13 protein-coding genes are annotated in these 15100 nt (G+C 45.7%); all 13 read right to left on the reverse strand.

All coding sequences use genetic code 11. From position 1 onward, the window contains the following. Positions 1 to 11: 11 nt before the first annotated feature. The gene (locus tag FTW16_RS11340; protein ID WP_146491137.1) at positions 12 to 1757 is read right to left on the reverse strand and encodes an arylsulfatase; all 1746 of its coding nucleotides are present in this window, start codon (positions 1755 to 1757) and stop codon (positions 12 to 14) included. Positions 1758 to 1832: 75 nt separating this feature from the next. Then, entirely contained in the window at positions 1833 to 2249 is a 417-nt protein-coding gene (locus FTW16_RS11345) for a tetratricopeptide repeat protein (protein ID WP_146491138.1), read from the reverse strand. Positions 2250 to 2409: 160 nt separating this feature from the next. After that, entirely contained in the window at positions 2410 to 3615 is a 1206-nt protein-coding gene (locus tag FTW16_RS11350) for an iron-containing alcohol dehydrogenase (protein WP_146491139.1), read from the reverse strand. 177 nt (positions 3616 to 3792) lie between these two features. Beyond that, positions 3793 to 4236 (reverse strand): hypothetical protein, encoded by a 444-nt coding sequence (locus FTW16_RS11355; protein WP_146491140.1) that lies wholly within the window; start codon positions 4234 to 4236, stop codon positions 3793 to 3795. Positions 4237 to 4279: 43 nt separating this feature from the next. Then, a complete protein-coding gene (locus FTW16_RS11360) occupies positions 4280 to 5695 on the reverse strand; it encodes a coniferyl aldehyde dehydrogenase (protein ID WP_146491141.1) in 1416 nt (471 codons plus the stop codon). 289 nt (positions 5696 to 5984) lie between these two features. Then, positions 5985 to 6467, reverse strand: a complete 483-nt coding sequence (locus FTW16_RS11365) for a MarR family winged helix-turn-helix transcriptional regulator (RefSeq protein WP_017061075.1) — start codon at positions 6465 to 6467, stop codon at positions 5985 to 5987. 486 nt (positions 6468 to 6953) lie between these two features. After that, complete coding sequence (gene choV, locus FTW16_RS11370) at positions 6954 to 8165, reverse strand: choline ABC transporter ATP-binding protein (RefSeq protein WP_146491142.1); 1212 nt, start codon at positions 8163 to 8165, stop codon at positions 6954 to 6956. Between the two features lie 2 nt (positions 8166 to 8167). Further along, positions 8168 to 9010 carry a choline ABC transporter permease subunit gene (gene choW / locus FTW16_RS11375; RefSeq protein WP_048610272.1) on the reverse strand — a complete coding sequence of 281 codons (843 nt, stop codon included), beginning with the start codon at positions 9008 to 9010 and terminating at the stop codon, positions 8168 to 8170. 95 nt (positions 9011 to 9105) lie between these two features. After that, the gene (locus tag FTW16_RS11380; RefSeq protein ID WP_146491143.1) at positions 9106 to 10083 is read right to left on the reverse strand and encodes a choline ABC transporter substrate-binding protein; all 978 of its coding nucleotides are present in this window, start codon (positions 10081 to 10083) and stop codon (positions 9106 to 9108) included. A 105-nt stretch (positions 10084 to 10188) separates the two neighbouring features. Continuing rightward, positions 10189 to 11901, reverse strand: a complete 1713-nt coding sequence (gene betA / locus FTW16_RS11385; protein ID WP_146491144.1) for a choline dehydrogenase — start codon at positions 11899 to 11901, stop codon at positions 10189 to 10191. Positions 11902 to 11973: 72 nt separating this feature from the next. Continuing rightward, complete coding sequence (betB, locus tag FTW16_RS11390) at positions 11974 to 13434, reverse strand: betaine-aldehyde dehydrogenase (protein ID WP_146491145.1); 1461 nt, start codon at positions 13432 to 13434, stop codon at positions 11974 to 11976. Positions 13435 to 13553: 119 nt separating this feature from the next. Next, the gene (betI, locus tag FTW16_RS11395) at positions 13554 to 14156 is read right to left on the reverse strand and encodes a transcriptional regulator BetI (RefSeq protein WP_004732441.1); all 603 of its coding nucleotides are present in this window, start codon (positions 14154 to 14156) and stop codon (positions 13554 to 13556) included. 427 nt (positions 14157 to 14583) lie between these two features. Further along, the gene (locus FTW16_RS11400; RefSeq protein ID WP_146491146.1) at positions 14584 to 15093 is read right to left on the reverse strand and encodes a hypothetical protein; all 510 of its coding nucleotides are present in this window, start codon (positions 15091 to 15093) and stop codon (positions 14584 to 14586) included. Positions 15094 to 15100 lie beyond the last annotated feature (7 nt).

Here is a 15100-nt window from a genome sequence, read left to right on the forward strand (position 1 = left end):
GTTTGTTTCCTCTATTTCACGTTCTCAAACGGGTTCCACGCTTCATCAACTGGCACAATGTTTTGCGCTTTTTCGTACTCTTGATACTCAGCAACCATCTCTAGGAACAAGTCTGGCATTTGATTTCTTAAGTCATGCTGCTCAGCCGGATCCTGTTTGGTGTTGTACAGATGCCATTCACTGTCACCGCCCATGCCTGTAGAGATTCGGATGATCTTGTAATCCCCTTTGAGCAAAATGCCACTACCGAACAACTCAAATGGAATCGCATTATCGGCACTGTGCACCTCTGTAGTTTCTCCCTTAAAGTAAGGCAACAAGCTCACACCACTCATCGGGGCCACTTCACGACCTTGATACTCTGTTCCTGGATGTTCTACATCGGCAATTTCAAGAATGGTGGCAGCGATGTCTTTTACTTGTGACAAATCATCAGTTTGAGTACCAGGCTCTAACGCTTGCTCCCCCTCTAAGACGGCTTTCGCAGGTTTAACAATGAACGGAACTCGGATACCACCTTCCGCGGTATAGGCTTTGTACCAAGACAAGCCACCGGTAGACGCACTCGCCCACTCAGGACCAAGTGACACACTAGAGTTTGCTTTGCCTAAGTTTTCAGTTGAGTTATCAAAGTGATGCGCCGTCCATGTTCGAATCAGATCACTGATGTTTTCACCGGTAATATCTGCAGCTTCTGGGCCGTTATCTGCCAGATACATGATGTAAGTATTGTCGTATTCCCCAATGTCTTTTAGGTAGTCGACAATCTGGCCAACTTGCTGGTCTTGCATCTCCATCATGCCCATCGCGACAGCCATCTTCTTGCCATACCATTTTTGTTTTTTCTCAGAGAGTGAATCCCAAGGGCGACTCAATGAATTACGACCTGAGATATCCGCATCTTTAGGAATCACGCCCATCTCTTTCATGCGTTGAAAACGGTCTTCTCGAACCGAGTCCCAACCATGCTCGACGTAGTAATCGACTTTATCTTGATACGCTGATTCTGGTGCTTGCAGCGGAAGGTGTATCGCAGTGAAAGGAAGATAAGCAAAGAAAGGCTTACCGTCGTCTTTCTTGCCATCGATCATCTTGATGAGTTCGTTGGTGTAGACTTGGTCGGAGTACTCGCCTTTGTATTTGTCCTCAACCACTTCACCGTTTCTGTAGGTAGGCTCAACTTCAACACCGGGAATGTCACCTTTTTGCAGCGCATCTGCTGTCGCTGCATTTTTGGCTGGGAACATCATGTCGCGGTTAAAGTGATTAGAACCGCCCGCTAAAATGCCGTAACTCTCCGAAAAACCTCTGTCGTCTGGTAAAAACCCATCATCATGACCTAAATGCCATTTGCCCGATAAATACGTGTTGTAGCCATTTTCCTTGAGCAGCGTAGCCACTGTTACGCCCTTCTTGGTCAGGTAACCTTCATAACCCGGCTTACCAATCGCACCTGGATAGACAGCATAATCAAAGGTACCTAGCCCAACCTCGTGGCTGTTCGCGCCAGTTAGCATCATTGAGCGAGTGACTGATGAGGTCGGTGAAGCGTGAAAGTTAGTGAATTTAACCCCCTCTTCAGCCAACGCCATCAAGTTCGGTGTTTCGACTTCTGAACCATAAGGCTGGGTATCAGCAAAGCCAACATCATCACCGACAATAACAACGATGTTCGGCTTGTCTGATTCGGCGGCGAAGGCGGCGCTACTTGCGGCGGCCATCGCGGTGAATAGTAGGGATTTCTTGAATGTCTGCATAAGACGTCTCCAATAGCTGTGAATAATTTTTCTGTGATTAGCTTTTTCTGTGACTAACTTTGGTTAGAATCTGAATTAGTGCGCGGCTTGGGACATCCAATGTAATAAGTCGAGCGCAGGGTCATAATCTTGAGCTGCTGCCAAACCGATCCAGGTGACAGCTTCCGCCTGGCTAACCTGAACACCACTTCCAGAGAAGTACATTAGGCCAAGCTGTGTTTGAGCTTCAGGGCTACCGGCACTGGCTGCGGTTTCAAACCACCGCGCCGCTTTCTCGTCATTTTGCTCAACACCATCACCGCTCAAATACCGATAAGCGAGAGCAAGTTGTGCTTCAGACTGTCCTCCATAGGCTTCATCCAACACCTGAACAACATCTCGGAGCTGTTCAGACAAAGCCGCGGAGCTTTCACTTCCAACGCTTGCCTTGGCAAAAAGCAGAACAGCCAAAACACCAGTCAGAATCACGGTAGTTAAACGTTTATTGAACATTTATTTCCTCCTCAGGAATAAAGGTCACAACGTCCCTGTCGAGTGAATTAGGTGAAAAGTAGGAATGGCGCGATGATGCACAAGCTCGATAGCAATACGTTTTCAATCTTCATAATTTGTCCTCGATTTTCAGTAAATTTTGGGATGCTTAATCAGACGACTAAATTGATTTTTCTATAATCTGTTCAATCGTTTGTTTTGAGATTGGGTAGAACTGGAAGCAGATATCTTTCTCAATCGCTTGAGCAATATTGCGCTTCTCTTGGTCATCAAATTCCCAGCTACTGAAACGCTTCATCGCACCAACTTGGGTTTGGAAGTTGTGTAAGAAATCCAACACTCGTTGGTAAATCATCTCGTCCGTTCCAGTGCTCTCTAGCGAGAATGCTTGAGCCAATTTAATTGCGTTCGGCATATAGAACTCGGGCAGAGCCTCAATCACAACTGGCATCAGTACCGTGTTAGCGTCGCCATGTGGAATATGGCTAATCGCACCAAAGGCATGGGCGCAGTTATGAATTGGGATGCCACCTAACGATGAATAAAATGCAGAAATCGCCATGGTGCTTGCCTGAAGTAGATTGCCTCGTGCCGTTAGGTTTTCAGGCTCCTCAAGTGCCACGGGTAAGTTTTCAACAATCAGTTTTGCAGCTTGGATACCGTAAGCATCGGTAAAGGCATTGCTCATAGGAGAAACAATGGCCTCAACGGCGTGCGTTAATGCATCCATTGCTGTTGAGCGAGTAAGGTGAGCAGGTAATTTGGTCGTAACTGTAGGATCAAGTATTGCGATGTCAGCTTCTAAACCGGACGCGACTAAACTTGCCTTAATGTTTTCATGCTCGTTGTAAAAAACAGCAATCGGAGAGGCTTCCGCGCCAGTTCCCGCGGTTGTCGGTACGGCAATGTGAGGAACTCGAATGTCTTCATTGTTTGGCCAAACATCCATAAAGCCACCGCCTGCAATCACGGTACGGATATCATCAATCTGCTTATGGAGTGCGTATTTCACGCCCTTAGAAGCATCAATCACGCTGCCCCCACCGACAGACAAAATAGCGTCGGCATTTAAGCTATTAGCAAACTCAATCGCAGCGTTGATATTGTCGCAAGTCGCGTCTGGCGCAATATCTGTATACACACCAGCGAGCTGAGTCGTTTGTTGATTTGCTTCTTGATTCACCGTCTGGTTTGCAAACAACGCTGAAAATTGCTCAACAAAGCCCAAAGACTCCAAACCTTTGTCAGAAAAAAGCACGACTCTTTTTGCACCTAAGCGAGCAAATAAAGAAGGGATATTTTCGATGCCGTTCTCTTGCGCATGAACAATGGTTTTCAGTTGAAAGTTAAAGTTATTGGTAGTCATGGTGTTTACCTCGTTTATGTTTGATGACTAAACAATAATCAATACAAACCGGTCGGTCCAGGGTGGTAATGTCAAAGATATGTCAATTAAGATCGTTGAGGATCATTTGTCGAAAACGAAAAAAGCCCGCAAATGCGGGCTTAGGAATATTAGATTCAACGAGCTGAACAACAGAGGTTAACGCAAGTGAGCGGGTACCTTTGTTTTGTCTCGATTGAGATAGTAGTAGAGATAAACCAAAGAGTAGACGGTTACAAACGCATCGAGCGCAAACACACCACTCCAACCATAAAACCACTCATAGTCATTAATGCAGACGTTGTATAAGAAGATGCCAACAAACATCGACTTCTCAAATGCGCTGTAAATCATGGTCGAAGTGCGCAGCGATTTGTACTTGGCCGAGAACATCAGCAACACACCAATACAGCCAACCATCACACCCCAGTGCTGATATGTCCCCATCAAATACGTACTACTGCCCAACATCGTATCATTGTAAGAGAACAGGGTCTGCATGCTCCAATCAGGCGCAAGAAAAGTAGCGAAAGCCGTAGCCGTTAAGAAACCAGTAACCATCAAATACGCTTTCATGGTTCGTTCAAAAAATCGTTCTAACATAAAAATAACCTCTCAAAATAAACAGTGTCATACCAACAGTGATTTACTGACCAAGCATGCTCATCACTGCTGTTTTTAATTCGTTTTCTTCTTTTGCAAACAGATGCTTAACTCGATGATCTAAGCCCGTTTCCAAGACTGTTTTGGCATGGGAGAAAGTGATAAACCCTTCTTTACCGTGATAATTGCCCTGCCCTGATTCACCAATGCCACCAAACGGCGCGTCGTCTACCGCCAAGTGGAAAACACAGTCATTGATACACATTCCACCGGAATGAACTTGGTGCTTAACCTGAGACTGTAAACTCAAATCAAAGCTCATCAGATACAGCGCCAAAGGCCTTGGTTTGCTATTGATGATTTGGAACGCCTCTTCTATATTGCGATACGTAATCAACGGTAATAGTGGGCCGAAAATCTCTTCGTTCATCACCTTGGATGACAAGCTTGGTTCAACAATCAGATGCGTCACTAATCGATGAGTATCTAGGTCCATCGCGTCGTCATGGCACGCTACGGTTCGAGTTCCGGCTTGTTGTTCTTCATTCAACAAACCCACTATACGGTCGCATTGGCGAGGGTTGATTAAGGACGTCAAATTCTCGGAATAAACCCCTTCATCAAACAACAGTTGGTACTGTTTTTTGTACTCCAAAATGAAAGCCTCGAGTTTGTCTTCAGGCAGTAACACGTAGTCTGGAGCAACACACACTTGGCCGTTATTGAGGCTCTTGCCGTAAATGATTCGCTCGACCGCAATATCGATCGGCATGTCTTCTGCCACGATAACTGGAGACTTGCCACCGAGCTCAAGAGTGACGGGAGTTAACGTGTCAGCCGCTGATTTCATCACTTGACGACCCACTTGGGTTGAACCTGTAAACAGAAGATGATCAAACGGCAACGCAGAAAACGCAGCAGCAATGTCAACCTCACCTTCAACCAAGCACACCTCATCGGCATTGAAAACTTCATCCAATAACTGTCTTAAAACGTCATTGGTTGCTGGCGTAAATTCACTCATCTTGATCATGGCGAGATTGCCCGCCGCTAAGGCTGAAATGAGCGGGCCAATCGACAACATGATAGGGAAGTTCCACGGGGCAATGATCCCCACTACGCCTTTAGGCTGATAAACCACTTCAACGCGAGAAGTTGAAAGCAAAGGGCCAGAGTGGCGAATTGAAGATGTCGACCAATGCGGCAAACACTCGATGGTGTGATCAATATTTCCTAAGCAAGGCAATATGTCAGCCATCAAAGTGTCTTGTCGGCTACGGTGACCATAGTCCTCACTCACCGCGACACACAAACGGTCTGTGTAATCGATAAGAGCAGATTTCAGCGCAAGCAACTGTTCAATTCTCACCGGCACAGTGGGCATCGGATCATCTGCAAAAGCTTCCTGCATACTCTTCAACGTCGCTGTCATTTGTGTAGCCGTCAATTCATGTTTCATACATCACCTCGTGGTTAAGAGATGCACACAATAATACACAACAAACCGGTCGGTCTAGTATTATTTTGTCAGAGAATCGTCAATGCTGTCTGAAAGAAGTGGCTAGATATTGAATAAATAACAGGTAGTAAATTTGAAAAAGTGGGAAGAAGAAAAGGATAAAGAAAAGACAAATCAGGCTGATATAACCAGAGAAATGGGGAGTAACAGGTTCAAAAATAGCCGCTTAAAGCGACCATTAAAAATTATCTTAATACATTGTTTTTAAACAATAAGTTCAGCTAACTAACTAGCTCTTAGCAACGTTGGCAATGCCTTCAAGCTGTAGAACTGGTGCAGCGTCGATGTCTTCTGCATTCATCATTGACGACACGCGTTGCATCGAAGAAAGCAGTAGGCTTTGTTCCCACGGCTCTAGGTTTTGGAATTTTTTAACGAAGTTATCTTGCAGCGGCGGTGGCGCATTGTTTAGCAGCTCTTGGCCTTTTTCAGTCAGATTTGCGTGTACTTTGCGGCGATCTGACGAGCTGCGAACACGTTGTACATAGCCGTTCAGTTCCAAGCGATCGATGATCGTGGTTGTGGTGGCTTGGCTTACATTGGTGTGATTAGACAATTCTTTGATCGTCACATTACCCATTTCTTGGATTGCTCTCATTAAGATTAATTGAGGGCCAGTCAAACCATACTCTTTACTCAGCTTTTTCGAGTGTAAATCGATAGCGCGAATAATTTGGCGAATAGCGACCAGGATTTCGTCATGTTTGTCCAAGATGCAGACCTTTGTACTAATATACTGTGAATGGTTTTACAGCGTCGAAGCGATGAAATATCCTGATTATTTACGTCAGGTGAGCTCGGATTACACTGTAAATTGATAAATTACTTCATTGATTTTTCCGCATTGTACTGATGTTCATACTATTCTCAATCTTTTATATGCCTCTGAATTTGCGCATGGCAACACTTTTGTACAATGAGTAGCGATCTTCAGTCTTAAAGTGGCAAACAAGGCAAGAAAAAGCGAGATATTGTCGGTAAATAAAAAGCCGCATACTCAAAATAATTGGATTTGCTGCTAGGTAACAAGTAAGTTCATCCTTATGAGCATAGAAGTTCTATGTGATTAGGGTGCACTTAAGCAGTTACAACGCTGTAGCTTCAAGTATGAAGAGTATAGATTCATCTAGGTAGCGAGATTTGAACACCTCACTACCTATTTTATTCGTTAGAGAACGAATTATTTCAGTTCAAACCACTAAGCGGCATTATTGAGTTGAAAATTACCCGTTAGCGCGTTGTAAAACTCGCTGTTATCCAGAATGCCCACCAATTGGTTGTCTTCAACGAGAAGAATTGGGTGGTTACTGATCTGCTTGAGCTTAATCGCATCACGCATGCCAATTTCCGGGCTTGCCACGACCACACTCGACGCGCTGATCGCAGCTAAGCCATCTGACTCGCTCCACTCGACAAGCGCCAAAGTAGATTCACCTTTTACTGATAAAGCACCTTCACTCTGTTCAATCCAGAGGTCTTTAGAATCGCAGATCTTCCAGCTTTCATTCTCTTGTGTCAGTGAATCAAGAGGCTGCATTAAAGAACGACCTTTAAGCACATTCAATGGATTGGTGTGAGCAACGAAGTCTTTTACGTATTCGGTTTTTGGCGTCAGTACGATCTCTTCAGGCTTACCGTGTTGAATCAGTTTGCCTGACTCCATGATCGCAATGTTATTGCCAATCTTCAGAGCTTCATCTAGGTCGTGACTCACGAACAGAATCGTCTTGTTGAGTTTGTTTTGCAGCGTGATCAGTTCATCTTGCAGTTGAGCTCGAATCAATGGGTCAAGCGCCGAAAACGGTTCATCCATCAACAGGATATCGGTGTCCATTGCAAACGCACGCGCCAAACCAACACGTTGCTGCATACCGCCAGAAAGCTCATGTGGAAATTTGGTTTCCCACTCTGCTAGGCCGACCATTTCTAATTGTTCACGCGCTTTGGCACGACGAATATCTTTCGCCACGCCCTGCATTTCAAGACCAAATGCCACGTTGTCTAATACGTTAAGCCATGGCATCAAAGCAAACTTTTGGAACACCATAGATACGCGGTGAGTACGAAGGTGACGCAGAGTCGCTTCATCACATTGCGCTAAATCGACTTGCTGGTCACCGTCTTTGATTGTTAGTGAACCACGGCTGATCTCATTCAAACCGTTAACTGCGCGAAGCAAAGATGATTTACCAGAACCAGACAAACCCATCAATACACAGATCTCGCCTTCTTCCACCGTCAGCGACACATTATCCACACCAACAACTTGCCCAGTTTCATCGATGATCTCTTGGCGAGTTTTACCTTGGTCGAGTAGATCAAGCGCTTGATTGGCTTTGTTACCGAACACAACATCAAGGTTTTTAATGGTAATCGCGTCCATTGGCTTTTGTTCTTGAGAGGTAGACATGATTAAGCTTCCTTCTGGTTTGGTGTTTTGCACAAGCGGTCAAGGATGATTGCGACTAAAACAATCGCTAATCCGGCTTCAAAACCTTGTGAGATATTCACTGTGTTCAATGCACGAACAACAGGTTTACCAAGTCCGTCAGCACCGACAAGAGCGGCGATAACCACCATCGAAAGCGACAACATAATACATTGGGTTACACCCGCCATGATGCTTGGCAGAGCGGCAGGTAATTCAACTTTGAGCAGTAACTTCATGCGACTTGCACCAAAGGCTTTACCCGCTTCAATCAACTCTTCAGGGACTTTCGTTACCCCTAAGTAGGTCAAACGAATCGGAGCAGCTATCGCGAAAATAATGGTCGAGATTAAGCCAGGAACGATGCCCAAGCCAAATAGAACCAGAGTTGGAATCAGATAAACGAAAGTTGGGACTGTCTGCATCAAATCAAGGATTGGACGCAAAACTGTATAGAGCCAAGGACGGTGAGCAGCCATGATGCCAACCGGTACGCCAATTAATACGGAAATCGTTGTCGCCGCAAAGACGAGAACAAAGGTTTCCAGCATTTCTTGCCAATAGCCAAGGTTAAGAATAGTCAGCAGTGCTGCAACCACAAAGATCACTAGCGAAGGTTTACGGTGTAAGTACCATGCAATCGCAGCAGTCATCACGATTGGCAGTGCAGGCGGCATCCACTTAAATACATCGACTAAAAACATAATGACGGTTTCTAAAAAGATAGAAATAGCATCAAAAAAGCCTGCTGCATTGATTGTTAGCCAATCAACACCCGCTTCCATCCATTGTCCGACAGGGATTTTGTTTTCCGTAATAAAATTCACAATATTGCCTTTTATTATGGGTGGGCTACTTCAAACCAATCGATAAATTGGCAAGCCCACCTTTATTATTTATGTAGCTGTTGAGATAGGTAGAACTAAGCTTTTACTTGCTTTAGGTATTCAGTAACGGCTTGAGTTGCTGATTCACCTTTATGTGTTTTTACATTGTCTAACCAAGCTTCAACTTGTTGAGGGTTATTGTTCAACCATTGTTGAGCCGCTTTTTCTGGCTTCACTTTTTGGTTAAGAATCTCTTCCATCAACTGGTTTTCCATCTCTAGAGTGAATTCTAAGTTTTGTAGAAGTTGACCGACGTTTGCACACTCAGACAGGTAGTTTGAACGAACGTTAGTGTAAACATTCGCGCCACCGTAGTTAGGGCCAAAGAAATCGTCACCACCTGATAGGTATTCCATCTCAACATTGCTGTTCATTGGGTGCGGTGCCCAACCAAGGTAAACAATCCACTGGCTACGACGAGCAGCGCGAGATACTTGCGATACCATGCCCGCTTCACTTGATTCCACTAGGCTGAAATCTTTCAAGCCAAACGCGTCAGAATCAATCATTGATTGGATTAAGCGGTTACCGTCGTTACCCGGTTCGATGCCGTAGATGCGGTCTTTAAATTTGTCGGCATGTTTTGCTAGGTCTGCGAAGCTTTTCACGCCAGAGTCGTACACGTATTTTGGTACGGCTAGTGTGTATTTTGCCCCTTCAAGGTTGGCACGCACTGTCTCAACCGTTCCCGCTTCGCGGTACTTAGCGATGTCGCCTTCCATAGTTGGCATCCAGTTACCTAGGAATACGTCAATATCGCCGTTCGCCATTGAAGAGTAAGTCACCGGTACTGAAAGTAGGTCGGTTTTGGTTTGGTAACCAAGGCCTTTTAATAGTTCTGAAGTAACGGCGGTTGTTGCGGTAATGTCAGTCCAGCCTACATCAGCGAAGCGAACGTTTTCACATTGCTGTGGTTCTACTGAAGCGTTGGCGTAAGCACTGAACGCGAATGAACTGATTGCTAGCGTTGCGAGCGCCTTTTTTGTAGCGGTTTGTTTATGTTGAGTCGTCATAATGATTCCTTTTTATCTTTCCTTTTTCTGCCCTAACTCATACTCATCGGGGCTGTTTTGCTGACTTTTGACTAATTTTGCTATTTTTATCTCAATAACAGAGGCTTACGCATCTCTTGCTGGTTTATTTATTCTTTGCTTCTCTTCCCACTCAGGTGCAATCCACACTGGAACGTCTTGCGCTTTGAGCATTGGTTTACCCAAAATCAAATCGGATGCGCGCTCGGCAACCATGATGGTCGGTGCGTTAAGGTTGCCGTTTGGAATAACAGGGAAAACAGACGAGTCGACAACACGCAGGCTATCAATGCCGCGAACACGACACTCTTCATCAAGTACAGCCATAGGGTCATCATCAGCGCCCATTTTGCAGCCACAAGAAGGGTGATAAGCACTTTCAACATTTTGCTTAACCCATTCGTCGATCGCCTCATCAGAAGTTACACTCAGACCCGGCTGAATCTCTTCGCCACGGTAAACATCCATCGCAGGTTGCGACAAAATCTCACGCGTCAGACGAATACAATCGCGCCAATCTTGGCGATCTTGCTCAGTCGAGATGTAATTGAAAATGATCTCTGGCTTGGCATGCGGATCAGCCGAAGTGATCGCCACCGTACCGCGACTCTCTGGCTTGTTAGGTCCAACGTGTACTTGGAAGCCATGGCCATCAAAGGCTGCTTGTCCGTCGTAACGCATCGCTGCTGGCAGGAAGTGATATTGAATGTTTGGCCACTTCAATCCTTTGCGAGAACGAATGAACGCGCACGATTCAAAGTGGTTAGTGGCACCCAAACCTTTGCGAGTCAGAATCCACTCTGCGCCAATCATGCCCTTGCTGACTAAGCCCAGCTTGCTGTTGAGCGTGATGGGTTCGTTACAGTGATATTGGAAGTACACTTCTAAGTGATCTTGTAGATTTTCACCGACGCCGCTCAGTTCGTGTTTCAGCTCAACACCCGCCTTTTCAAGCACCGCTTTCGGGCCGATACCAGATAATTGAAGCAGTTGAACAGAACCGATAGAGCCCGCAGAAGAGATCACTTCTTTGTTCGCTACCGCCACTTGGGTATTGCCTGACTTTTCAAACTCGACACCAACGGCTTTCAAGCCTGATTGGCCTGTTGAGTTTTGTGCTTCAAGTAAGAAACGACGCGCCACGATGCCTTTCTTCAATGTTAGGTTTGAACGCTTCAATGCACGGCGTAGGTAAGCGTTAGAGGTTGAGGCTCTAACACCCTTGTCTACCGTCATATGCATGGTGCCGAAGCCTTCTTGCTGGTAGCCGTTATAGTCTTGTGTTTCTGGGTAACCGGCATCTTTACCTGCATCTATGAATGCTTGGTAAAGCGGGTTAAGCTCCATATCGTTACCATTACAAGTACCTACAGGGCCATTGTCACCACGATATTCGTCACCACCTTTATTCCATGATTCAGCGCGGCGGAAGTAAGGCAAGCAAGCTTGGTAATTCCAACCAGCAGCGCCCTCTTCTTCCCATTGGTCGAAGTCACAAGCGTGGCCTCGCACATAAACCATGCCATTGATTGATGAACTACCACCTAATACCTTGCCACGTGGGCAATGCAGTTCACGTCCATCAAGGCCCGGTTCTTGCTCTGTTTCAAATTGCCAAGCGTACTTTTCAGTATTCATTGGGTAAGAAAGTGCGGTTGGCATCTGGATAAAAATGCTCTTATCCGTGCCACCAGCTTCCAGTAATAAAACGCTATGTTCACCGCTTTCCGTTAGCCTATCCGCTAACACACAGCCGGCCGAACCCGCGCCGACGATAATATAATCGTAGCGTTGTTCCATGTTTTGATTTCCCTGAGATGAGTCAGTAGGGCTAGCTCTGTTAAGCTAACCCATAAAATTGAGTGTTACGCGTTAGGCATAAGGGCTGGCGTAGTCGCCAAGTTCAATAAGAATGCTCTTAGTCTGCGTATAGTGGAGTAGAGTCTCTGGCCCGTTTTCGCGGCCAACCCCTGAAAGTTTGTAGCCACCAACAGGCATTTCTGCCGGTGAGTCACCCCACGTGTTCACCCAGCAAATACCCGCCTGCATTTGATGAATAACACGGTGAGCGCGAGAAAGGTTTTGCGTGAACACACCAGCAGCAAGGCCGTATTTGGTATCGTTAGCACGACGAATCACATCGTCTTCGTCCGAAAACTTCAACACTGACATCACAGGGCCGAAGATCTCTTGTTGAACGTGAGGCATGTTGTCTTCGCAATCCACAAATACGGTTGGGATAACAAAGTTGCCGTTTGCTAAGCCGTTGTCAGTCACTTGATAACCGCCAGTCAGCAGAGTTGCACCTGACTGTTTAGCTAACTCAATCGCTTCAAGGACTTTTGAAAGATGTTCTTTAGATATCAACGCGCCGATCTGAGTCTCCATGTCCATTGGGTTACCAATGATCAGCTTCTCAGTGCGTGTTTTAAGTTGATCGACGAATGCGTTGTAGATGTTTTCGTGTACATAAACACGAGTACCGTTGGTGCACACTTCGCCTTGGGTGTAGAAGTTAGCAACCATCGAAGCGGAAACCGCATCATCCAATTTCGCATCATCAAACACTATCATTGGTGACTTGCCGCCAAGTTCCATTGTGACTGATTTAAGCGTCTCAGCGCTGTCTGCCATTACCGCTTTACCGGTACCGGTTTCGCCCGTGAACGACACTTTCGCGATGTCTGGGTGAGCCGTTAGCATCTGACCAACACGGTAATCGCCCTGAACCACGTTAAACACGCCATCAGGAAGACCAGCTTCAGTAAAGATTTCTGCAAGCTTGAGCGCCGTTAGCGGCGTTTCTTCTGAAGGTTTGAAAATCATCGCGTTACCCGCGGCCAATGCCGGAGCCGATTTCCACATCGCGATTTGAATGGGGTAGTTCCACGCGCCAATGCCCGCACAAATGCCTAGCGGCTCGCGGCGAGTGTAGAAAAATTGAGATTCGCTCAGCGGCTGTTGGTCGCCTTGTAGCGTTGGAGCCAAACCAGCAAAGTATTCAATAACATCAGCGCCAGACGCCACATCCACTTCAATCGCTTCTTGCAGCGGCTTGCCCGTATCAACAACCTCAAGATTTGCAAGGTCATTATTTCGAGCTCTAAGTATTTCCACTGCCTTCAAAAGAATGCGGCTGCGTTCCACAGCGGTCATTGCTGACCATACCGCAAATCCGCGCTTCGCAGATTCAATAGCACTGTCGACATCCGCTGAAGATGCTTGGCCTAACGTCGCGATAGGTTCGCCGTTTGCAGGGTTAATGCTATCAAAGGTTTCACCAGAGGTTGCTTTAACCGCTGCGCCATCGATGTATAACGAGTTCATTTCCATTTGAGATTCTGACTTAATTATTGTTATTAGACTCTACTGGTCTATATGTGAGTATTAGGTGCGAATAGTGGTCGTTCTAGTTCTTTATCTTGATCTAGGTCTAACGCTACCACTGCGATCTATTTGCTGTGACACGAGTAGAACGTAAGTTGTTTATCTAGATAATCATTGATGATGGCACGCGCCTTTTGAGCATCGATACCATCTGGGTTTAGTGTGCCTCTCAGCCACAAACCATCAATCAGAGACGCAATCCCGTGAGCAACGAGATCCGCTTGTTCATGATTCAAAATACCTTTCAACTCAAGACGTAAGTGTGAAATCAAACGTTTTTCATTCACACGCTGCAGTCTTTTCAGTTGCTCGTCATGCATTGAATATGACCAAAATGCCAACCACGCCTTCGCGACCTTATTTTCTGCTTGGTAACCTTCGAAGTTACCATCGATGATCGCGTTAATTCTCTGTTGGTGAGCATCAACAGGAAGTGCTTTTAGTGAAGTGGTGATGGTATTGGAAAGTTGGCGAAGGATTTCACGCATGGTCTCTTCGAGCAGCCCATGCTTTCCACCAAAATAGTGATTAATAATGCCAGTGGAGACTCCCGCTTCTTTGCTGATCAACGCAATACTCGCGGCATGCAAACCCACTCGATCAATCACCGTCATGGTGGCTTGAACAAGCTGTGGTTTACGTATATCAGGCATCCCAACCTTCGGCATTTCTTAGTCCTTTTATTTTATATTGAACGTTCAGTTAAATATAAAATGACAGAAATTTAGTTAGGGTTCAAATGATTATTTAAAACAAACTCGTAACAACACGGCATTCAAAACAACAAAAATCATTATAAAACAACAAATTAAATATCATTTAGAGCACTAACGAAAACAATTAAAGATTTGAGGTGTGATAGTTATTGGTCAAATGTTTTTACTCAATAAGCACAAAATTCAACCACACCTACTCCCGAAAAACTTGGGGTGAGTGATGTACAACTGGCTTTTAGGGTAGGAATTGAAGACCAAACAACAAGAATGAGAACAGATAGGAGAAGTAGAATAAAAAGAACTAGAGCACCCTCACTTATTCGGATGCAATAGCTCTAAGTGCGCCATCAATAGGCAATGATTGACTGACTCAAAACATCTAAAACGCTAGGTGGTAACTGTTGCTCGCTTGGTCCAGTTTAATTACCCAACTCTGCTCTTGTACTTTGCTGCTCATCGGTACCCAACGGGCATAGATTTGCTCCCAATTACCATTGACCTCCAACTCCACGACATCAGTATGAGTTGGGTAAACCGTGGTAATTCTGGAAGTGGGTTCTGCCACCACATCGCCATTACTCATGACGAATGCTGATTCAGAGTACAAGTGCAAGGCACCGGGCGTCACACCGGTGTAATCCATCGACAAACTGATTTTCTCACCGATATCAAATGAGAAGCCGACGGGGGCCACAATATCCGAGGTGTTGATTGCCGCAGCCGCAGCAGGTTGAGAGGGCGTTGCGGGTGATTGAACCGGCGTTGGGGTAACAGCTGGCGTCTGCGCAGGTGATGCACTGGTGTTACCACCGCCACCTCCTCCACCGCCACAAGCACCAAGTATGAGTGAGAAGGATGTCATGGTGATTAATTTACTTATCTTATTCATGGTACTC

It is taken from the genome of Vibrio sp. T20, from assembly GCF_007858795.1.
Taxonomy (GTDB): Bacteria; Pseudomonadota; Gammaproteobacteria; order Enterobacterales; family Vibrionaceae; genus Vibrio; species Vibrio satsumensis.